A 20,101-nucleotide genomic window follows, 5' to 3' on the forward strand; every position below is an offset into this window, starting at 1 on the left:
CGCTAGAAACGCCGGGGCGGTGCCCCGGAAGCTCGCACAGCTCCCGGGACACCGCGGTCCGGTCGCCGGACGACGGACTACCAAGCGACCGGAAGGCGCTCCGGAAGCCGCTTGATGAAACCCGTGCGCCAGACGAGGTTCTCGGAGGGCACCGCGAGCCGCAGTCCGGGCAGCCGCTCGACCAGCACCTCCAGGGCGATGCACGGCAGGCCGTCCCCGACGGACAGGTTCCAGCGCAGCAGTTCCTCCACCGCCCCGGCCATGCGCTCCGGGTGCCGGCGCAGGTACCCGATCAGCTCGGGCCGTTGGAGCAGCGCGAGCACCGCGAGCGTGAGGAACGCGGAGGTGGAGACCGCGCCCGCGCCGAAGAGGGAAACGGCGACCGTCGCGAACATCTCGTCGGTCAGGTGCGCCGACTCCGGATCCGCCTCCTTCAGCCCGGCGAACCTCCCGAGGAGCCCCGTACGCTCCTCGGGGGCCAGGGCGAGCTGGTCGTGCAGCCGGTCGGCGAAGTAGCCCACGTCCTTGTACCAGTTGAGGGCGGAGTCGGCGAACGGTTCGCGCGCGGTCATGAACGCGACGTCCAGGCCCGACATCAACCGGCGCCGGTCTTCGAACGGCACCCCCAGCACCTGGCAGTGCAGCGCCGCCGAGAAGGGGTCGGCGAAGCCCGCCCGGAGGTCGGCCGGGCCGCCCTCCGCCACGAGCGCGTCGAGGAGCTCGCCGGCCCGGGCCCGCAGCAGGTCCCGGAGTCCCACCCGGGCGACCGGCGCCTTCTCGCGCAGCCAGGCGCACTCCTGCGGGAGCACGTCACCGCGCCGGGAGAGCGGGAAGTCCAGGAGCGGCCGCTGCCCGGTCCCCGGCCCCTCAAGCTGCTCGACGCCCATCGACGGTCCTTTCGGGCGGTGCGTGGTCCGCGGCGTTCCCGGGTGCGGTGGCCTCGGGCCGTACGACGGCGTACGCCTGGTTGCGGGTCGCGCGCAGACCCCCGCCGCGGGCGAAGAGGACATCGGTCAGCGGCATCCTGACGTGGTAGGCCGCCACCGAGGACGGCACGTCGAGAATGCTCGGGGTGTCCACGAAGAACGGCAGCTCGGCCGCCATGTAATCGAAACAGACCCGCAACTGCTCGTCCGTGACCGATACGCCTTCCGGCAATTTTGATCCGACGAAATGCAGGACCATTTCCTCACAGCCCTTGCGGAATTCTTCGTCGGTCTCCAGGAAATGCAGGACGCGTCGGTGCAGTAGTTGGTAGACGGGGTTCGACTGGAATTCGGACAGTGCCCGGACGCGTATCTCCGCCTCTGGCGGGCCTGATTCCGTCACGCCCTTGAGGATCCGCCGCCGGACCGCCTTGATCTCTTTCGCCGCGCGCTTCTCCGCGTGCTCCCGGGTGTGACCGAAGGCGGCGAACATCCGGTCCACGTGGAGGTCCGCGTAGACGAAGTCGACCTGTGCGAACCGGGTCGTGGCCCAGCGGGCCAGGCCGGCGATGCGGTCGGCGCTGAAATAGCTGTTTCCGGGGCTCACGCCGATGAGCACATGGTCGCCGTCTTCCCAGATGTGTCGGCAGGTGCGGGTGAAGGGCAGAACTTCGAATGATGCGTCAGCCGTGATCGTCATCTGATTGATCGCCCTTGTTGCCACGTGTCCCTGGGAGCCCTGCGCTCCTGGTGTGGCGGCAATGTCAGTACGTTATGCCGGGGTGCCGGAGTGTGGCAAGTGGAATCTTCGTTTGTTTGGTCGGAATTATCGATTCCGTATTACGGGTCGGTAATTGAAATGGTTTCTGCCGCTCGAACGGGACCCGGGGCGGGGGCGGACCGGGCAGGCCGCTACCCTGAGCCGGTCAACAAGGCATCAAGAAGGAGTGGACCCAGTGGCGGACATCGAGAGCGCACGGACGACGTTCGGCAAGTTCGACGTGAACGGTGACGGCTTCGTCACGGCCGACGAGTTCAAGGCGGCCATGGCGGCCATGGGCGACCCGTTCGTCACCGGCCCCGTCGCGGACGCCGTGATCGCCGCCAAGGACGCGAACGGCGACGGCCTGCTGAGCTTCGACGAGTTCTGGGCCTCCCTGAACAAGTAGTCCCTCCGCTGCCGCCCTGCCCCGGACCTCCGGAGCGGGGCGGCAGCGTGCGTTCTGCGCCGGGCCACGGGCACCGGGCCCCGCGCGTCAGGCCCCCGGTCCGGACATGTCCTCGACCTCGCCCAGGGCCTCCTCCAGCCAGTGCAGCCAGAACGTCTCCAGGGCGATCCCGCCGTGCAGCACGAGCCGCCGCAGCCGGTCCTCCACGGCGTCCCGCTCCGGCGGGAAGTCCTTCTCCTCGATGGCCTCGTACTGTGCGAGCTGACGTCGGTGCAGCTCCAGATGGCGCCGCAGCTCGGGACCGAGCCCCTGCGGCCCCACGACACCCGCCGCGCGGATCCGCAGCAGCAGCGGGTCGCGCATCGGCTTGGGGTCCTGGCTCTCGCCGACCCATCGGGCCAGCTCCGCGCCGCCGGCGGGCAGCACCTCGTACTCCTTCTTCTGCCCGCGCACCGGCACCTCGCTCGGCAGCTCCCGGATCAGCCCGGACTCCTCAAGCCGCCCCAGCTCGCGGTAGATCTGCTGGTGCGTCGCCGACCAGAAGTACCCGATCGACTTGTCGAACCGCCGGGTCAGCTCCAGCCCGGACGAGGGCTTCTCCAGCAGGGCGGTGAGGATGGCGTGCGGCAGCGACATGGCGCCATCCTAGGTTTGCGCCGGCGCCGGCCCCGACGCCTCCTGCGTACGGCCGCGTCCGCGGGGCCGTCCCCGGACGGGCGCGGCCCGCTGGCGGCGCCCGGGTGACGTGGCGAGGCTGGGGGTGTGGCTGCCGCATACGACTACTCGGACCTGACCGCCCTCTACGTGAACTGCACGCTCAAACGCTCACCCGAGACCAGCAACACCGAGGGCCTGATCGACAGGAGCCGCAGGGTCATGGAAGGGACCGGCACCCGCACCTCCCTCATCCGCGCCGTCGACCACGACATCGCGACCGGGGTCTGGCCCGACATGACCGAGCACGGCTGGGAGAGCGACCAGTGGCCGGTCCTCTACAGCCAGATCATGGACGCCGACATCCTCGTCCTGTGCGGCCCCATCTGGCTCGGCGACAACAGCTCCGTGATGAAGCAGGTCATCGAGCGGCTCTACGCCTGCTCCTCGCTGCTGAACGAGCGGGGCCAGTACGCCTACTACGGGCGGGTCGGCGGCGCGCTGATCACCGGCAACGAAGACGGCGTCAAGCACTGTGCCATGAACGTCCTCTACAGCCTCCAGCACCTCGGTTACGCGATTCCGCCGCAGGCCGACGCGGGCTGGATCGGCGAGGCCGGGCCCGGACCCTCCTACCTGGACCCCGGCTCGGGCGGCCCCGAGAACGACTTCACCAACCGCAACACCGCCTTCATGTCCTGGAACCTCATGCACCTGGCCGCCCTGCTCAAGCGCTCGGGAGGCATCCCGCCGTACGGGAACCAGCGCTCGCAGTGGGACGCGGGCTGCCGCTTCGACTTCCCCAACCCCGAGCACCGATGAGTTCTCCGCGCCGGGGCGGTCTCATGGTGGACGACCAGACCGGAGGAAGCCCATGGAGCAACTGCTGAGGGTCCAGAACTTCAGCGTGTCGCGCGACGGATTCGGTGCCGGTGAGCACCAGAGTCTCGCGCGGCCGTTCGGCGACGCGGATCCGGGCGAACTGTTCGCCTGGGCCGGAGCGACCGCGAGCTGGCCCAACCGCACCGACCCGGGAGGGAGCCGGGGTCTCGACGACTACCTCACCCGGGACTTCGCGCACAACATCGGGGCCGAGATCATGGGCCGCAACAAGTTCGGTCCCCAGCGCGGGCCCTGGGTCGACCAGGAGTGGCGCGGCTGGTGGGGTGAGGAGCCCCCGTTCCACACGCCCGTGTTCGTCATGACCCACCACGTGCGCCCTTCGTTCACGCTCTCCGACACCACCTTCCACTTCGTCGACGCCGACCCGGCCACGGTCTTGGACCGGGCGCGGGAAGCCGCGCGGGGCAAGGACGTCCGGCTCGGCGGCGGGGCCACCACCATCCGGGAGTTCCTCGACGCCGACCTCGTCGACACCCTGCACGTGGCCGTCGCGCCGGTGGAGTTCGGATCCGGGGTCAGGCTCTGGGAGTCGCCCGAGGAGCTGCTCGACCGGTTCCACCTCGATGTCGTGCCCAGTCCGAGCGGTGTCACGCACCACCTGTTCTGGCGCAGGTGACACGGGCCGGTTCAGTGCGCGATGTCCACGACGAACCGCTCCGGCGAGTGCAGGGCGAACGCGCGGTAGTACGGCAGGGTGTCGAAGGCGGCGCCGAAGGTCACGTACCCCTCGTAGTCGCCGGTCAGGGCGATGCCCTTGAGCTTGCTGAGGTTGATCTTCTGCAGCTTGGGCCCGTGGTAGACGCTCTGCCCCGCGTCGTCGTGCGCGGCGGCGGGGTGGAGGCGGATCTCCAGGAAGTGCTTTCCGGGCAGCGGCACGGGCTTGCCGGACCCGTCGTAGACGAGGTGCGGGACGGGGGTGACGGTGACCGCGGGGCCGTAGCCCTGGAGGTCGATGACGATGCGGTCGTACGTGGGGTGCCCGGCCCAGCGGGCGTTGACGACGAGCGGGGTCTGGGCCTGGGCAGTAGTGGCGACGGTGGTGGCGGCCGAGGCAGGTGCGGCGAAGGAGAGGCAGGCGGCGAGCAGGGCGCCGGTTGCCAGGGCCGTGAACTGCCGGAGACGGGCGTGGATCATGACGTCCCCTCGATTCTCGAGAGACGGGGACCGGTGGCACTGCCTAGGACGCCCCGGGGGACGGCGCGGTTGCGGTTCCGCTCGCTTCCCGTTCCCGGGATCGCGGACGCGAGAGGGGCCCGGCGCACGCGCCGGGCCCCTCTCGCGTCACGCGGTGCGCGTCAGCACTCGATGACGTTGACGGCGAGGCCGCCGCGGGCGGTCTCCTTGTACTTCACCTTCATGTCGGCGCCGGTCTCCTTCATGGTCTTGATGACCTTGTCGAGGGACACCTTGTGGCTGCCGTCGCCGCGCATCGCCATCCGGGCCGCGGTGACGGCCTTGACCGCCGCCATGCCGTTGCGCTCGATGCAGGGGATCTGCACCAGGCCGCCGACCGGGTCGCAGGTCAGGCCGAGGTTGTGCTCCATGCCGATCTCGGCCGCGTTCTCGACCTGCTCCGGGGTGCCGCCGAGGACCTCGGCGAGGGCGCCGGCCGCCATCGAGCAGGCGGAGCCCACCTCGCCCTGGCAGCCGACCTCGGCGCCGGAGATCGAGGCGTTCTCCTTGAAGAGCATGCCGATCGCGCCCGCGGCGAGGAGGAAGCGGACCACGCCGTCCTCGTCCGCGCCCGGCACGAAGTTCATGTAGTAGTGCAGCACGGCCGGCAGGACGCCCGCGGCGCCGTTGGTCGGCGCGGTCACGACCCGGCCGCCCGCCGCGTTCTCCTCGTTGACCGCCATCGCGTAGATCGTCGCCCACTCGCTGCGGTGCAGCATCGGGTCGCCCTCGGTGCGCAGCTGGCGCGCCGTGGCGGCGGCCCGGCGCTTGACCCGCAGGCCGCCGGGGAGGATGCCCTCGCGGGACATGCCGCGCGAGACGCAGGACTGCATGACGCGCCAGATCTCCAGGAGGCCGTCGCGGATCTCCTCCTCCGTGCGCCAGGCCTTCTCGTTCTCCAGCATCAGGGAGGAGATCGACAGGCCGGTCTCGTTCGCGAGGCGCAGCATCTCGTCGCCGGAGCGGAAGGGGTACTTCAGCACCGTGTCGTCGAGCTTGATCCGATCCTCGCCGACCGCGTCCTCGTCCACGACGAAGCCGCCGCCGACCGAGTAGTAGGTCTTCTCCAGCAGCGGGGTGCCGGCGCTGTCGTACGCGAAGAGCGTCATGCCGTTCGCGTGGTACGGCAGGGAGCGGCGGCGGTGCAGGATCAGCTGGTTCGGCTCGTCGAAGGCGATCTCGTGCACATCGCCTATCTCCGCGCCCAGCAGCCGCAGCCGGCCGCTCTTGCGGATGCGCTCGACCTCGTCGTCGGCGGTCTCGACGTTCACCGTGCGGGGGGAGTGGCCCTCCAGACCGAGCAGCACCGCCTTGGGGGTGCCGTGCCCGTGGCCGGTCGCGCCGAGGGATCCGAAGAGCTCGGCCCGGACGGACGTGGTCTGGGCCAGCACGCCGTCCTTCTTCAGCCGCGTCACGAACATGCGCGCGGCCCGCATCGGACCGACCGTGTGGGAGGAGGAGGGACCGATACCGATGGAGAAGAGATCGAAGACGGAGATGGCCACGGTGGCGGACTCCCTTGTCTGCTCGTGGGGTGGGAGGGGGCAGGAGAGGAGAAGTGGATTATTCGGATTTTGTCCGGCAGACGAGCTTAACGCGGCGAAGTGAACGTCTCGGCTGTCGGACGAGGTGGGAAGGATTACGTGGACGGGTCGGCCGGGTGTCGGCCCGTGGTCCCGGGTGATCCACCGGGGCGGTGCGGAGCGCCTGGCGAGGTGCGCGCCGGTGCGGTACGGCGCGCGGGCCGGCAGGCGCGGGGGCGGGGGCGGGCGCCCGCCGCGACCGGGCCGAGCGGCGCCGGGCCCCGGTCATGAGAAGGGCCCGGCCTGTGCGGGAACAAGGCCGGGCCCTTCCGTGGCCGTTGGCCGGACGCCGGTTAGAGCGTCGGGTACAGCGGGAACTTCGCGGCGAGCGCGGAGACGCGAGCCTTCAGGGCCTCGCTGTCGTACGCGGGCTTCAGCGCCTGCGCGATGATCTCGGCGACCTCGGTGAAGGCCTCGGCGTCGAAACCGCGGGTGGCCAGGGCCGGCGTACCGATCCGCAGGCCCGAGGTGACCATCGGCGGCCGCGGGTCGTTCGGGATGGCGTTGCGGTTGACCGTGATGCCGACCTCGTGGAGGCGGTCCTCGGCCTGCTGACCGTCCAGCTCGGAGTTGCGCAGGTCGACCAGGACCAGGTGCACGTCGGTGCCACCGGTGAGGACGTCCACGCCCACGGCCTTGACGTCGTCCTGGACCAGGCGGGCGGCGAGGATCTTCGCACCTTCCAGGGTGCGCTCCTGGCGCTCCTTGAACTCGGGCGAGGCCGCGACCTTGAAGGAGACCGCCTTGGCCGCGATCACGTGCTCCAGCGGGCCGCCCTGCTGGCCCGGGAAGACCGCGGAGTTGATCTTCTTGGCCAGCTCCTGCGTCGACAGGATGACACCGCCGCGCGGACCGCCGAGGGTCTTGTGCGTGGTGGTGGTCACGACGTGGGCGTGCGGCACCGGGTTCGGGTGCAGACCCGCGGCGACCAGGCCGGCGAAGTGCGCCATGTCGACCATCAGGTACGCGCCGACCTCGTCCGCGATGCGGCGGAAGGCGGCGAAGTCCAGCTGGCGCGGGTAGGCGGACCAGCCGGCGACGATCAGCTGCGGCTTGGACTCCTTGGCGAGGCGCTCGACCTCGGCCATGTCCACCTCGCCGGTCTCGTCGACGTGGTACGGGACCACGTTGTAGAGCTTGCCGGAGAAGTTGATCTTCATGCCGTGGGTCAGGTGACCGCCGTGGGCCAGGTTGAGGCCCATGATCGTGTCGCCCGGCTTCAGCAGCGCGAACATCGCGGCGGCGTTGGCCTGCGCCCCGGAGTGCGGCTGGACGTTCGCGGCCTCGGCGCCGAACAGCGCCTTGATGCGGTCGATCGCGATCTGCTCGACGACGTCGACGTGCTCGCAGCCACCGTAGTAGCGGCGGCCCGGGTAGCCCTCGGCGTACTTGTTGGTCAGGACCGAGCCCTGGGCCTCCATGACGGCGACCGGAGCGAAGTTCTCCGACGCGATCATTTCCAGGGTGGACTGCTGGCGCACGAGCTCGGCGTCGACGGCGGCGGCGACGTCCGGGTCGAGCTCGTGCAGCGGGGTGTTGAGAACAGACATCAGGATCCCCTGGGGTGTCAGTTGTCGGAGTGGGTGAGCGCGGCGTACTCCTCGGCGGAGAGCAGGTCGGCCGGCTCCTCCGCGATGCGCACCTTGAACAGCCAGCCACCCTCGAACGGGGCGGTGTTGACGAGCGCCGGGTCGTCCACGACGTCCTGGTTGGCCTCGACGACCTCGCCGGTGACGGGGGAGTACAGGTCGCTGACCGACTTGGTCGACTCCAGCTCGCCACAGGTCTCGCCCGCGGTCACCGTGTCGCCGACCTCGGGGAGCTGGGCGTAGACGACGTCACCGAGCGCGTTGGCCGCGAACTCCGTGATGCCGACCGTCGCGACGCCGTCCTCGGCGGCCGACAGCCACTCGTGCTCCTTGCTGAAACGCAGCTGCTGGGGGTTGCTCATGACCTGATTCTCCTGGATGCGGGGGAGTGGATACGAACTGCGGTCTTGGGTACTGAGACGGCGCCGTACGGGTTCCCGGACGGCGGACGTGGTGCGTGGGGCTACTTCTGCCGCTTGTAGAACGGCAGCGCCACGACCTCGTACGGCTCATGCGTACCGCGAATGTCGACGCCGACGCCGGACGTTCCGGGCGCGGCGTGCGCCGCGTCCACGTACGCCATCGCGAGCGGCTTGCCCAGCGTCGGGGACGGGGCGCCGGAGGTGACCTCGCCGATGACCTGACCGTCGGCGACGACCGGGAAACCGGCGCGCGGGACGCGGCGGCCCTCGGCGATCAGACCGACCAGCTTGCGCGGCGGGGCGGTGGCGGCGCGCTCGGCGGCGGCCTCCAGCGCGGCGCGGCCGACGAAGTCCCCCTCCTTCTCGAACTTCACGACCCGGCCCAGGCCCGCGTCGAACGGCGTGAGGGCGGTGGTCAGCTCGTGCCCGTACAGCGGCATGCCCGCTTCCAGGCGCAGCGTGTCGCGGCAGGACAGACCGGCCGGCACCAGGCCGACGCCCTCGCCCGCCTTGGTCAGCGCCTGCCACAGCTCCACGGCGTGCTCGGGGGCGACGAACAGCTCGAAGCCGTCCTCGCCCGTGTAGCCGGTGCGCGCGATCAGCGCGGGCACGCCCGCGACGGTGCCCGGCAGGCCGGCGTAGTACTTCAGGCCGTCCAGGTCGGCGTCGGTCAGGGAAGCCAGGATGCCGGGGGACTCCGGGCCCTGCACGGCGAGCAGCGCGTACGCGTCGCGGTCGTCGCGGACCACGGCGGCGAAGCCGGCGGCGCGCTCGGTCAGGGCGTCCAGGACGACCTGGGCGTTGGAGGCGTTGGCGACGACCATGTACTCGGTCTCGCCGAGGCGGTAGACGATCAGGTCGTCGACGATCCCGCCGTCCTCCTGACAGATGTGCGTGTAGCGGGCGCGGCCGACGCCGACGGTGGAGATGTTGCCGACCAGGGCGTAGTCGAGGGCCTTGACGGCCTCCGGGCCGGTCAGCGTGATCTCGCCCATGTGGGACAGGTCGAAGAGACCGGCCTTGGTGCGTACGGCGTTGTGCTCGTCGCGCTCGCTGGCGTACCGCAGCGGCATGTCCCAGCCCGCGAAGTCGGTCATGGTCGCACCGAGCGAGCGGTGCAGCGCATCGAGGGCGGTCAGGCGGGGGGCAGTGCTCATGGGTGTGGCTCCCGGGTCCCAGGGCATCGACATGACATGACGAGGACGTTCCTCCCCATCTGTCATCGGAACCTGAGAGGTTCGCCGAGAGTTCCGCCGATCGCGCGATCGCCGGTTCTTCTCATCGACTTGCACCTTGGGTGGAGCTGCGCAGCAGCTCGCTTTTCAGATCTGCCTCATCCACGCGGTACGGGGCCTGAGAGATTCAAGGGAGGTTCTTGCTCCTTCGGCGCCCGCGCACGGCCTTGCGGCGTGCCGGGACTCTCCCGCGCGGATTCAAGCGGCCGGTATGCAGTTGGTCCAGATGGCGCACATCATTGCACGCCATGCCCGAGATCGGGCGGCGGGGTCCGAAAGTTCGTACGGCCCTCCGAAGAGTCGGACCGGAACCAGGCCCGCCGGATTACCGTCTCTTTACACTCAGTGGGCAAGGGTCCTGGTGACCCGATTCGGGGGAGGCGAACACTGTGCGGAGATTCGGAGTGGTGACGACGACGGGAACCGTGGAGGCGGTGCCGGCGCAGCGCGGGGCGCGCGGGCGCGAGAAGGCGGCCGGAACCGGGCTGGGCCTCGTACGCGACCTGCGCGGACCGGCCCTGCGCGCCCCCAGCCCGCTCGGCTTCGCGGCCGGGGACATCGTCGTGGTGTCCGGCCTGCCCGGCGGCGGCAAGAGCACGTTGATCAAGCGGGCAGCCGCCGAGGGCGGGGCCGTGGACTCCCAGGACACCCGTGAGCGCTGGGAGCGCCGCATGCCCGCGCCGCTGCCGTACGCGGTGTACCGACCGTTGGTGCGTGCCGCGCACTACTGGGGGCTGTGGCGGATCCTGCGCTCCGGGGCCTCCGTGGTCGTCCACGACTGCGGTACGCAGTCCTGGGTGCGCGGCCTGCTCGCGGCCGCCGCGCGCCGCCGGGGCCGGGCGCTGCACCTGCTGCTGCTGGACAGCAGCCCCGAGGAGGCCCTCTCCGGACAGGCCGCGCGCGGCCGCCGCGTCTCCGCCTACGCCTTCGCCCGCCACCGCGGCGCGGTGACCCGGCTGCTGCGCGAGGCCGAAGCCGGCCGGCCGCCCGTGGGCTGCGCCTCGGTGACCCTGCTGGACCGAGCCTCCGCCGCGACGGTGACCCGGATCGCCTTCACCGCATGACCCGCCGGGTGCGGCGTCGCTGCCGGGCCCTGCCCGGACCGAATCAAGCCGCGCCGGCGTGTGAGGCGCGGGGTTCGGGGCGGAGCCCCGGTCTTTTCGGCGCCGGCCGAACCCCGGCGGCGCGGCCGCGCACGGGCCCGGTACCCTGCGGGGCGACACGCGCGGGAAACAAGACAGAGGCAGGGGCAGATGCAGGGCAGCGGCTGGCCGGGGAATGAGCTGGAGCAGGTGCTCGGGGCGGCGCTCGGGCAGCCGGACGCCGGCGGGCGGATCCTGGAGGTCCTCGGACGCAGCCAGGTGTGGGTGCCCCTGCCCGGCGGTGGTGGCCCCACGGCGGCCGGCCTCGACCTGCCCACCATGGACATCGGCGGGGCGGCGTACGTCCCCGTCTACAGCTCCGAGGCCCAGTTCCTCGCCTGCGTCGGCCCCGGCATGGACTTCACGGTGGCTCCCGCCGTCGAGTTCGCCCGCGGCCTGCCCCCGCAGCTCGGCATCGCCCTCAACCCCGAGGGCGCCGTCGGCGTACCGCTCCCGCCGCCCGCCGTCGCGGAGCTCTGCCGCAGCGGCCGGACCGCGCTCGACGGGCCGGCCACCGGCGGCCGGGTCCGGCTCTTCGAGCCCGACTGGCAGGACGATCCGGTGGACTTCCTGGCCGCCGCCACCGAGGAGTTCCGGGCCACCGGGGTGGTCGCCGCCGCGCACCGCTGCCTCGCCAGCGTCGAGGGCGGGGAGCCCCAGCTGTTCGTCGGTGTCCGCCTGGTGGGATGGGAACCCGAGATGCAGAGCGCGCCGATGGAGGCCCTCGGACGGGCCCTGACCCGCGTCCCGCCGCCGTGGCCCGTGCAGTTGATCCTGCTGGACGCCGTCCAGGACCCGGTCACGGACTGGATTCGTGAGCGCGTACGCCCCTTCTACCTGCCGTAGGGCCGCTTAAGCTGGTTACATCTCCTGGCCGCACGCGCGACTGCCGGTTCGGAGGACACGCGTGGAGCGACGGGCGGACGAAGAGGGGTTCCGGGTGAGTGCGTCAGGCACGGCCGCGGCCGGGCAGGTCGAGCACATGATGCGCCAGGTGACTCCCGGGCGCTACGAGAGTTACGAGTCACTCCTGCACGCCCTCGCCGAGGGCCGGCTGTGGATGCTGCTCTGGCAGGGGCAGCCGGGCTCCCCGGACGCCCAGTACGGCGGCATGGAGGTCGAGAGCCTCGGCTACGCGCCCTGCGTCACCTCCCCCCAGGAGCTGGCCGCCAGCGGCTGGAACCGGGGCTACGAGGTGGTCACCGGGCGGGACATCGCCCGCGCGCTGTACCCGGACCGCTGGGGCCTGTGGCTCAACCCGCACGCCCAGGGCGGTGGCCTCGGCGTGCCCTGGGCCGACCTGCGCCGGATCGCCACCGGCCTGGACCGGATGCCGGCGGGCCCGCTGCGCCTCTCCGAGCCCGCGATCGAGCTCCCGCAGTTCTACGGGCTGCTGACCCAGCACGCGCACCGCACCCCGGCGGTGCGGTCGCTGCGCCGCGCGTGGGTGCAGCCCGCGCTCGGCTCCCCGTACCTCGCGGTGGGGCTCGACCTGTACGACGCCTCCGCGCCCGCGCTGGAATCCGTACGGGAGATGATGCGGCAGTCGGTCGGGGTGGTCCCCGAGGGCGTCCCGGTGTGCACGGTCGCACTCGGGGACGAGCACGACCCCGTCGCCATGTGGCTGCGCGCGCAGACCCGCCCCTTCTACGACCGCGAGGGCCAGGCGCCGGCATACTGACCCGGCGTACCGACCCTGCCTACCGACCCGCGCAGCGACCCGGCGTACGCACCCGGCATCCGCGTTCCGTGATGTCCGGACATGGGGGCATCCCTCTCGAAGGCCGCACCGATCCCCATCGGTGCGGCCTTCGGCGTATCCGGTGGTTCCGCCCAAGATCCGTGCCCGAAAAGGCAGTTGGGCGGCATGTCCGTTCCGTGCCGAACGGGCGGTGTTTCACCGCTCAATAGATCCCGGGGTTCGGATAACGGAAGGTGTAGGCGTAGATCACGGTTGCGCATCACATCCCCGGGGGGTCTGGCGGGCGCTCGAGAGGGCGTTGAAGACTCCACCCCACCGAAGGCCGGTCCATCTCGCAAACACCAGCCCTTCACGTGCACTTCCGGCACATTTCGTGTCAATCGCACCACCAGCGACGCCGATTGAACCAAGCCGCCGCAGCGGCGGGCATGGGCCGACCGATGTCGGCCGAGAGGGGTCCCACCACGATGACGGCACCACTGCAGGACACCAGCGCGGCCGAACCCGCAGCCGTGGCCACCTCCGAGGTTCCGCGCAAGGCGATCGAGGGACGTTCGCTCGGACGGATCGCGTGGACCAGACTCAAGCGCGACAAGGTGGCGATGGCCGGCGGCCTGGTCGTGCTGCTGCTGGTGGTCCTGGCCACGCTCTCGCAGCCGATCCAGTGGATGTTCGGGCTGGACCCGGACGCCCTGCACCAGGACCTCATCGATCCCTCCCTGGCCACCCCCATCGGCTCCTTTGGCGGCATCAGCTGGGACCATCCGCTGGGCGTGGAGCCGAAGTTCGGCCGCGACATCGCCACCCGCATCCTGGAGGGCTCCTGGGTCTCCCTGCTGGTCGCCTTCGGATCGACCGTGGTCTCGGTGTTCATCGGCTCCGTGCTGGGCGTCATCGCCGGGTACTACGGAGGCTGGGCCGACACGGTGATCAGCCGCATGATGGACACCTTCCTCGCCTTCCCGCTGCTGCTCTTCGCGATCTCCATCTCGGCCGCCCTCCAGGGCGGGGCCTTCGGCCTCGAAGGACTGCCGCTGCACATCAGCGTGCTGATCTTCGTGATCGGCTTCTTCAGCTGGCCCTACATCGGACGCATCGTGCGCGGCCAGACCCTCTCGCTGCGCGAGCGTGAGTTCGTCGACGCGGCCCGCAGCCTCGGAGCCCGCGGCCCCTTCATCGTCTTCCGCGAGCTGCTGCCGAACCTGATGGCGCCGATCCTCGTCTACTCCACGCTGCTCATCCCGACCAACATCCTCTTCGAGGCCTCCCTGAGCTTCCTCGGCGTGGGCATCCAGCCGCCGCAGGCCTCATGGGGCGGAATGCTCAGCTCCGCCGTCGCCTACTACAAGGTCGACCCGATGTTCATGGTCGTCCCGGGCATGGCGATCTTCGTCACCGTGCTCGCCTTCAACCTCCTCGGCGACGGTCTGCGCGACGCCCTGGACCCCAAGAGCTCGCGCTGACCCTCCCGCTCCTCGGGCACCCGGCCGAGGCTCCGCCAGTACCCACCACCACTCCGAATCAGGGGGCATCACTCCGCCATGAGAAGCAGGTCGAGAACAGCCGCGGTGCTTGCCGCCGCCATCACCGTCGCCCTCACCGCCTCCGCCTGCAATGGTGGTGACAAGACCGGCGGTGACGACAAGTCGGCCGGCGCCAACGCCGCCGTCAAGGCCGTGGTCAACGCCTCGGACAAGAAGGGCGGGACGGTCGTCTACGAGGCGTCCGACACCCCCGACTCCTTCGACCCCGGCAACACGTACTACGGCTTCGTCTTCAACTTCAGCCGCCTGTACGCCCGTCCGCTGACCACCTTCGCGCCCGCCCCGGGCGCCGAGGGCAACAAGGTGGTCCCGGACCTCGCCGAGAGCCTCGGCGTGCCGACCGACGGCGGCGCCACCTGGACGTACAAGCTGCGCAAGGGCGTCAAGTACAGCGACGGCTCGACGGTCACCTCCAAGGACGTCAAGTACGCGGTCGAGCGCAGCAACTTCGCGCGTGACGTGCACTCCAACGGCCCGAACTACCTCGCGCAGTACCTCAAGAACAACGAGACCCCGTACGAGGGCCCGTACAAGGACAAGTCCGACACGGGACTGCAGTCCATCGAGACCCCCGACGACCAGACGATCGTCTTCAAGCTGAAGCAGCCCTTCGCCGAGTTCGACTACCTGCTGGCCAACCCGCAGTCGGCCCCCGTGCCGAAGGCGAAGGACAACGGCGCGGACTACGTGAAGAACATCGTCTCCTCGGGCTCGTACATGTTCGAGAGCTACGAGCACGACAAGCAGGCCGTCCTGGTCCGCAACCCGAACTGGGACGCTTCCACGGACCCGCTGCGCAAGCAGCTCCCGGAGAAGATCGTCGTCAAGCTGAAGGTCAACCAGGAGACGATCGACTCCAACCTGAAGGCCGGCAACACCCACATCGACATCGTCGGCAACGGTGTGGCCCAGCAGACCCAGACCGAGCTGCTGACCTCGAAGGACCCCAACACCGACAACGCCGAGGGTGGTCGCCTGGTCTACATGGCGATGAACACCAAGGTGGCCCCCTTCGACAACGTGGAGTGCCGCAAGGCGGTCCAGTACGCGATCGACAAGGTCTCGGTGCAGACCGCCTTCGGCGGCCCCATCCGCGGCGCGATCGCCAGCACCGTCCTGCCGACCGACATCCCGGGTCACGTGGACTTCAACACCTACAAGACCCCGGACGACAAGGGCGACGAGGCGAAGGCCAAGGCCGCGCTGACCGCCTGCGGCCAGCCGAACGGCTTCGAGACCACCATCACCGCGCGCAACGACCGCGCCGGCGAGGTCGACATGGCCACGGCCATCCAGGCGTCCCTGAAGAAGATCGGGATCACGGTCAAGATCGAGCAGTTCCCGGCCGGCAAGTACTTCAGCGACTACGCGGGCGTCCCGAAGTTCACCGAGGACAACAAGATCGGCCTCATGATGATGCAGTGGGGCGCCGACTGGCCGAGCGGCTTCGGCTTCCTCCAGCAGGTCGTCCACGGTGACGCGATCAGCAAGACGGGCAACACCAACCTGTCGCAGCTGAACGACCCCGAGATCAACAAGATGCTGAACGACAACATCGCCAACACCGACTCCGCCGCCCGCGAGAAGGTCTACGGCGAGATCGACAAGAAGGTCATGGACCAGGCGGTCATCGTGCCCCTGACCTACTTCAAGGTCCTGCACTACCGCTCGCCCAAGATCTCCAACGTGGTCTCCAACCCGGCGTGGAGCGGTCAGTACGACTACCTCAACATCGGCCTGAAGTAACCCCGGACGTCAAGTCCTCAGGCAGTTCGACCCTCTCAGCCAGATCTGCCAGAACCGTGGAAGGCAGGTGAAGGCAGCAGTGCGCGCGCCGGTCCGTCCCGCGCCCCCGACCGGGGTGCGGGGCGGACCGGCGGACGCCGAAGCCGACCCCCGTGTTTGTGTACATCGTCCGGCGGCTGTTCGCCGCGGTGTTCCTGCTGCTCGTTGTCAGCGCGATCACCTTCGCGATCTTCTTCCTGCTGCCCCGGCTGGCCGGCGGCACGGCCGACTCGCTGGCCACCCAGTACGTGGGCAAGAACCCCTCGCCCGAGTCCATCGCCGCGGTCAAGAAGAACCTCGGTTTCGACCAGCCCCTGTACGCGCAGTACTGGGACTTCCTGCAGGGCATCTTCGCGGGCCGCGAGTTCAACTACGGCCCCGACCCCTCGCAGTGCAACGCCCCCTGCCTCGGCTACTCCTTCAAGGACCACGTCGAGGTCTGGCCCGACATCGTCAACCGGCTCCCCATCACCGCCTCCCTCACCCTGGGAGCAGCCGTCATCTGGCTGATCACCGGTGTGACCACGGGCGTGATTTCGGCCCTGCGCCCGGGCTCGCTCTTCGACCGGCTCGCGATGGGCGTGGCCCTCGCCGGCGTCTCGCTGCCGATGTTCTTCACCGGCACGCTCTCGCTGGCCGTCTTCGTCTTCAACTGGCCCGTGTTCACCAACGTGTACGTGGACTTCTCCGAGGATCCCGCCGCCTGGTTCCAGGGGCTGGTCCTGCCCTGGAGCACACTGGCCTTCCTCTACTCCGCGCTCTACGCCCGGCTCACCCGGGCCGGAATGCTGGAGACCATGAGCGAGGACTACATCCGCACCGCGCGCGCCAAGGGCCTGCGCGAACGGGTGGTCATCACCCGCCACGGGCTGCGCTCCGCGCTGACCCCGATCGTGACCATCTTCGGCATGGACTTCGGGCTGCTCCTCGGCGGCGCCATCGTCACCGAGACGGTCTTCTCGTACCACGGCATCGGTGAGTACGCGTACCACGCCATCGCGGTGAACGACCTGCCGAAGATCCTCGGGGTGACCCTCTTCGCCGGAGCCTTCATCGTGCTGTGCAACCTGGTGGTGGACCTCGTCTACGCCATCATCGACCCGAGGGTGAGGCTGTCGTGACCGATCCGACTCCGAAGGGGAACGAGGCCGGCGAGGCCGCCGCCGACCGCGCCGCGCACACCGCCACCGCCACGGCGCTCGCGGCGGGACCGGGCGACGGCCCTCCCTCCGAGGCCTTCCTCGACGTACGCGACCTCAAGGTCCACTTCCCCACCGACGACGGCCTCGTGAAGTCCGTCGACGGGCTCTCCTTCCAGCTGGAGAAGGGTCGGACCCTCGGCATCGTGGGCGAGTCCGGCTCCGGCAAGTCGGTCACCTCGCTGGCCGTCATGGGCCTGCACCGGGCGGGCAACGCCGACCGCTCCAAGGTCGAGATGTCCGGCGAGATCTGGCTCGGGGGCAAGGAACTGCTCTCCGCCGACCCCGAGGAAGTGCGCCGGCTGCGGGGCCGCGACATGGCGATGATCTTCCAGGACCCGCTCAGCGCGCTGCACCCGTACTACACGATCGGCTCCCAGATCGTGGAGGCGTACCGCGTCCACAACGACGTGGACAAGAAGACGGCGCGCAAGCGGGCCGTCGAGATGCTCGACCGGGTGGGCATCCCCGAGCCGGGCAAGCGCGTCAACGACTACCCGCACCAGTTCTCCGGCGGCATGCGCCAGCGCGCGATGATCGCGATGTCGCTGGTCAACAACCCCGACCTGCTGATCGCGGACGAGCCGACCACGGCGCTGGACGTCACCGTGCAGGCGCAGATCCTGGACCTGATCCGGGATCTGCAGAAGGAGTTCGGCTCCGCCGTCATCATGATCACGCACGACCTCGGCGTGGTCGCGGAGATGGCCGACGAGATCCTCGTGATGTACGGCGGCCGGTGCGTCGAGCGGGGCACCGCCGAGAAGGTGTTCTACGAGCCCCGCCACCCCTACACCTGGGGCCTGCTGGGCTCGATGCCGCGCATCGACCGGGAGCAGAGCGAACGCCTCATCCCGGTCAAGGGCTCCCCGCCCAGCCTCATCAACATCCCCGACGGCTGCGCCTTCAACCCGCGCTGCCCGTACGCCGACGTGCCCAAGGGCAACGTGACGCGTACGGTCCGGCCCGAGCTCACCCAGGACGACAGCCGTCACTGGTCCGCCTGCCACATGTCGCAGGAAGAGCGGACCCGGATCTGGACCGAAGAGATTGCGCCGAAGCTGTGACCGAAACGCCTGAGACGAAGAAGCCGGAAACGGCGGTCATTCCCGCGCAGGCCACGGACTCTCCCGAGGTCCTGCTCAAGGTCACCGGCCTGGCGAAGCACTTCCCGATCACCAAGGGGCTGATCCGGCGCCAGGTGGGCGCGGTCAAGGCCGTCGACGGCCTCGACTTCGACGTCCGGCGCGGGGAGACCCTCGGCATCGTCGGCGAGTCCGGCTGCGGGAAGTCGACCATGGGCCGGCTGATCACGCGGCTGCTGGAGCCGACCGGCGGCTCCATCGAGTTCGAGGGCCAGGACATCACGCACCTCGGGGTGTCGGGCATGCGCCCGCTGCGCCGTGACGTGCAGATGATCTTCCAGGACCCGTACGGCTCGCTGAACCCCCGCCACACGGTGGGCACCATCGTCAGCGCGCCGTTCAAGCTCCAGAAGGTCACCCCGGAGGGTGGGCTCAAGGCGGAGGTCCAGCGACTGCTCTCGCTCGTGGGCCTCAACCCCGAGCACTACAACCGCTACCCGCACGAGTTCTCCGGCGGCCAGCGCCAGCGCATCGGCATCGCGCGGGCCCTGGCGCTGAAGCCGAAGCTGGTGGTCGCGGACGAGCCCGTCTCGGCGCTGGACGTGTCGATCCAGGCGCAGGTGGTGAACCTGCTGGACGACCTCCAGGACGAGCTCGGCCTCACCTACGTGATCATCGCGCACGACCTGTCGGTCATCCGGCACGTCTCGGACCGCATCGCCGTGATGTACCTCGGCAAGATCGTCGAGCTGGCGGACAACAAGGGGCTGTACGGGGCGCCCATGCACCCGTACACCACGGCCCTGATGTCGGCCGTGCCGGTGCCCGACCCGAGGCGGCGCGGTGCCAAGAGCGGCCGCATCCTGCTCAAGGGCGACGTCCCGTCGCCGATCTCGCCGCCGAGCGGCTGCCGCTTCCACACCCGGTGCTGGAAGGCCACGCAGATCTGCGCGACGCAGGAGCCGCCGCTGCTGGCGCTGAAGCCGGGCCACCAGGTGGCCTGCCACCACCCGGAGAACGCCCCCGACCAGGCACCGGGCGACCAGCCCCTGCCGGGCGCGGCGGACGCGGTGGCCAAGGCCGCGGAGTGACCACCCGGTGGGGCCGAAACCGCCTTCGATGCGGTTCCGGCCCCACCGGACGACTCCGGCCCCATCGCAGCCCCGCCCGGGGCCCCTCCCCGCGGTAGTGGGGGGAGTGTGAGGCGCGGGGGTTCGGGGGCAGCGCCACCGCAACGGCGCCGCACGGCACACCTGGCACGCCGGGCACACCCGGCGTCGGCGGAGCCACGGATTCCGCCGAGCTCGCCGCAGGTGACAATGGCCCGGTGCTCCACGATCTCTTCCCGCCCGGGATCCAGCATGCCCTGGACCTCGCCGGCATCTTCGTCTTCGCCACCGCAGGCGCCCTGCTCGCCGTCCGCAAGAACTTCGACGTCTTCGGCATTGCCGTCCTCGCGCTCGTCACGGCCCTGGGCGGCGGTCTCTTTCGGGACATCGTCATCGGCGCCGTGCCCCCCGCCGCCTTCGGCGAGCTCAGCTTCTTCGTGACCCCGCTGGTCGCCGCCGCGATCGTCTACTTCCTCCACCCCGAGGTCCAGCGGATCAACCGCGCCATCAACGTCTTCGACGCGGCCGGCCTCGGGCTGTTCTGCGTGACGGGCACGACCAAGGCCTACGAGTACGGCCTCGGCCTCACCGCCTCCGCGGCGCTCGGCGTGACCACGGCCGTCGGCGGCGGCGTCCTGCGCGACGTGCTGGTCAACGAGGTGCCCTCGCTGCTGCGCGACCGCGAGATGTACGCCGTCCCCGCGCTGGTCGGCGCCTCGATGGTCGCCGTCTTCATCAGCATGCACGCCCTCAACGGCATCACCACCGGCCTCGCGATCGTCACCACCTTCGTCCTGCGCCTCCTCGCCATGCGCTACCACTGGCGGGCTCCACTGGCCTGGAACAGGCGCTCGTCGGTGGCCGAAGAGCCGTAACAAAAG

At 70.2% G+C, this 20,101-nt stretch carries 20 protein-coding genes and 1 riboswitch; of the genes, 12 read left to right on the forward strand and 8 right to left on the reverse strand.

All coding sequences use genetic code 11. The features are described 5' to 3' along the window. Positions 1-77: 77 nt before the first annotated feature. Together OG594_RS30400 and OG594_RS30405 are read right to left on the reverse strand one after the other, a co-directional pair. Positions 78-887 (reverse strand): hypothetical protein, encoded by an 810-nt coding sequence (locus tag OG594_RS30400; RefSeq protein ID WP_266605141.1) that lies wholly within the window; start codon positions 885-887, stop codon positions 78-80. Then, entirely contained in the window at positions 868-1,626 is a 759-nt protein-coding gene (locus tag OG594_RS30405; RefSeq protein WP_266605144.1) for a tRNA-dependent cyclodipeptide synthase, read from the reverse strand. The genes OG594_RS30400 and OG594_RS30405 overlap by 20 nt, the downstream gene beginning before the upstream one ends. A gap of 256 nt (positions 1,627-1,882) precedes the next feature. Between OG594_RS30405 and OG594_RS30410 the strand changes: the two genes are divergently transcribed. Continuing rightward, the gene (locus OG594_RS30410; protein WP_150259513.1) at positions 1,883-2,095 is read left to right on the forward strand and encodes an EF-hand domain-containing protein; all 213 of its coding nucleotides are present in this window, start codon (positions 1,883-1,885) and stop codon (positions 2,093-2,095) included. 87 nt (positions 2,096-2,182) lie between these two features. Here OG594_RS30410 and OG594_RS30415 read toward each other — a convergent pair whose 3' ends face one another. Continuing rightward, the gene (locus OG594_RS30415; protein ID WP_266605148.1) at positions 2,183-2,731 is read right to left on the reverse strand and encodes a PadR family transcriptional regulator; all 549 of its coding nucleotides are present in this window, start codon (positions 2,729-2,731) and stop codon (positions 2,183-2,185) included. A gap of 126 nt (positions 2,732-2,857) precedes the next feature. Here OG594_RS30415 and OG594_RS30420 point away from each other — a divergent pair, with 126 nt between their 5' ends. Together OG594_RS30420 and OG594_RS30425 are read left to right on the forward strand one after the other, a co-directional pair. Further along, positions 2,858-3,571 (forward strand): flavodoxin family protein, encoded by a 714-nt coding sequence (locus tag OG594_RS30420; protein WP_266605150.1) that lies wholly within the window; start codon positions 2,858-2,860, stop codon positions 3,569-3,571. Positions 3,572-3,623: 52 nt separating this feature from the next. After that, complete coding sequence (locus tag OG594_RS30425; RefSeq protein WP_266605152.1) at positions 3,624-4,268, forward strand: dihydrofolate reductase family protein; 645 nt, start codon at positions 3,624-3,626, stop codon at positions 4,266-4,268. An 11-nt stretch (positions 4,269-4,279) separates the two neighbouring features. On the opposite strand, the gene OG594_RS30430 is transcribed toward OG594_RS30425, so the two are convergent. The 5 genes from OG594_RS30430 to gcvT all read right to left on the reverse strand — a co-directional run bounded on the left by OG594_RS30430 (position 4,280) and on the right by gcvT (position 9,576). Then, entirely contained in the window at positions 4,280-4,786 is a 507-nt protein-coding gene (locus tag OG594_RS30430; RefSeq protein ID WP_266605154.1) for a hypothetical protein, read from the reverse strand. Between the two features lie 161 nt (positions 4,787-4,947). Beyond that, a complete protein-coding gene (locus tag OG594_RS30435; protein ID WP_266605156.1) occupies positions 4,948-6,330 on the reverse strand; it encodes an L-serine ammonia-lyase in 1,383 nt (460 codons plus the stop codon). A 371-nt stretch (positions 6,331-6,701) separates the two neighbouring features. After that, positions 6,702-7,958 (reverse strand): serine hydroxymethyltransferase, encoded by a 1,257-nt coding sequence (gene glyA, locus OG594_RS30440; RefSeq protein WP_030763890.1) that lies wholly within the window; start codon positions 7,956-7,958, stop codon positions 6,702-6,704. A 17-nt stretch (positions 7,959-7,975) separates the two neighbouring features. After that, positions 7,976-8,359 carry a glycine cleavage system protein GcvH gene (gene gcvH / locus OG594_RS30445; RefSeq protein ID WP_266605163.1) on the reverse strand — a complete coding sequence of 128 codons (384 nt, stop codon included), beginning with the start codon at positions 8,357-8,359 and terminating at the stop codon, positions 7,976-7,978. A 101-nt stretch (positions 8,360-8,460) separates the two neighbouring features. Beyond that, entirely contained in the window at positions 8,461-9,576 is a 1,116-nt protein-coding gene (gene gcvT, locus OG594_RS30450) for a glycine cleavage system aminomethyltransferase GcvT (protein ID WP_266605165.1), read from the reverse strand. Between the two features lie 175 nt (positions 9,577-9,751). Continuing rightward, positions 9,752-9,855, reverse strand: a riboswitch (glycine riboswitch). A gap of 233 nt (positions 9,856-10,088) precedes the next feature. On the opposite strand from gcvT, the gene OG594_RS30455 reads away from it, so the two are divergent. The 9 genes from OG594_RS30455 (at position 10,089) to OG594_RS30495 (ending at position 20,095) form a co-directional block, all read left to right on the forward strand. Further along, on the forward strand, positions 10,089-10,718 hold the full coding sequence (locus OG594_RS30455; RefSeq protein WP_266606639.1) for an AAA family ATPase: 630 nt from the start codon (positions 10,089-10,091) through the stop codon (positions 10,716-10,718). A gap of 189 nt (positions 10,719-10,907) precedes the next feature. Then, positions 10,908-11,642, forward strand: coding sequence for an enhanced serine sensitivity protein SseB (locus OG594_RS30460; RefSeq protein ID WP_266605167.1), 735 nt, complete (start codon positions 10,908-10,910; stop codon positions 11,640-11,642). 94 nt (positions 11,643-11,736) lie between these two features. Continuing rightward, entirely contained in the window at positions 11,737-12,477 is a 741-nt protein-coding gene (locus tag OG594_RS30465; RefSeq protein ID WP_202199624.1) for an enhanced serine sensitivity protein SseB C-terminal domain-containing protein, read from the forward strand. A gap of 488 nt (positions 12,478-12,965) precedes the next feature. Then, positions 12,966-13,961 (forward strand): ABC transporter permease, encoded by a 996-nt coding sequence (locus OG594_RS30470; protein WP_266605170.1) that lies wholly within the window; start codon positions 12,966-12,968, stop codon positions 13,959-13,961. A 78-nt stretch (positions 13,962-14,039) separates the two neighbouring features. Continuing rightward, positions 14,040-15,788 carry an ABC transporter substrate-binding protein gene (locus tag OG594_RS30475; protein WP_266605172.1) on the forward strand — a complete coding sequence of 583 codons (1,749 nt, stop codon included), beginning with the start codon at positions 14,040-14,042 and terminating at the stop codon, positions 15,786-15,788. A gap of 152 nt (positions 15,789-15,940) precedes the next feature. Continuing rightward, positions 15,941-16,948 (forward strand): ABC transporter permease, encoded by a 1,008-nt coding sequence (locus OG594_RS30480; protein WP_266605174.1) that lies wholly within the window; start codon positions 15,941-15,943, stop codon positions 16,946-16,948. Next, positions 16,945-18,093: an ABC transporter ATP-binding protein gene (locus OG594_RS30485; protein WP_266605176.1), complete on the forward strand. Its 1,149-nt coding sequence runs from the start codon at positions 16,945-16,947 to the stop codon at positions 18,091-18,093. The genes OG594_RS30480 and OG594_RS30485 overlap by 4 nt, the downstream gene beginning before the upstream one ends. A 38-nt stretch (positions 18,094-18,131) precedes the next feature. Next, a complete protein-coding gene (locus OG594_RS30490; RefSeq protein WP_266606640.1) occupies positions 18,132-19,202 on the forward strand; it encodes an ABC transporter ATP-binding protein in 1,071 nt (356 codons plus the stop codon). Positions 19,203-19,438: 236 nt separating this feature from the next. Beyond that, positions 19,439-20,095 carry a trimeric intracellular cation channel family protein gene (locus OG594_RS30495; protein WP_266605178.1) on the forward strand — a complete coding sequence of 219 codons (657 nt, stop codon included), beginning with the start codon at positions 19,439-19,441 and terminating at the stop codon, positions 20,093-20,095. The last annotated feature ends 6 nt before the right edge of the window (positions 20,096-20,101 follow it).

It is taken from the genome of Streptomyces sp. NBC_01214 (assembly GCF_026340975.1).
Taxonomy (GTDB): domain Bacteria; phylum Actinomycetota; class Actinomycetes; order Streptomycetales; family Streptomycetaceae; genus Streptomyces.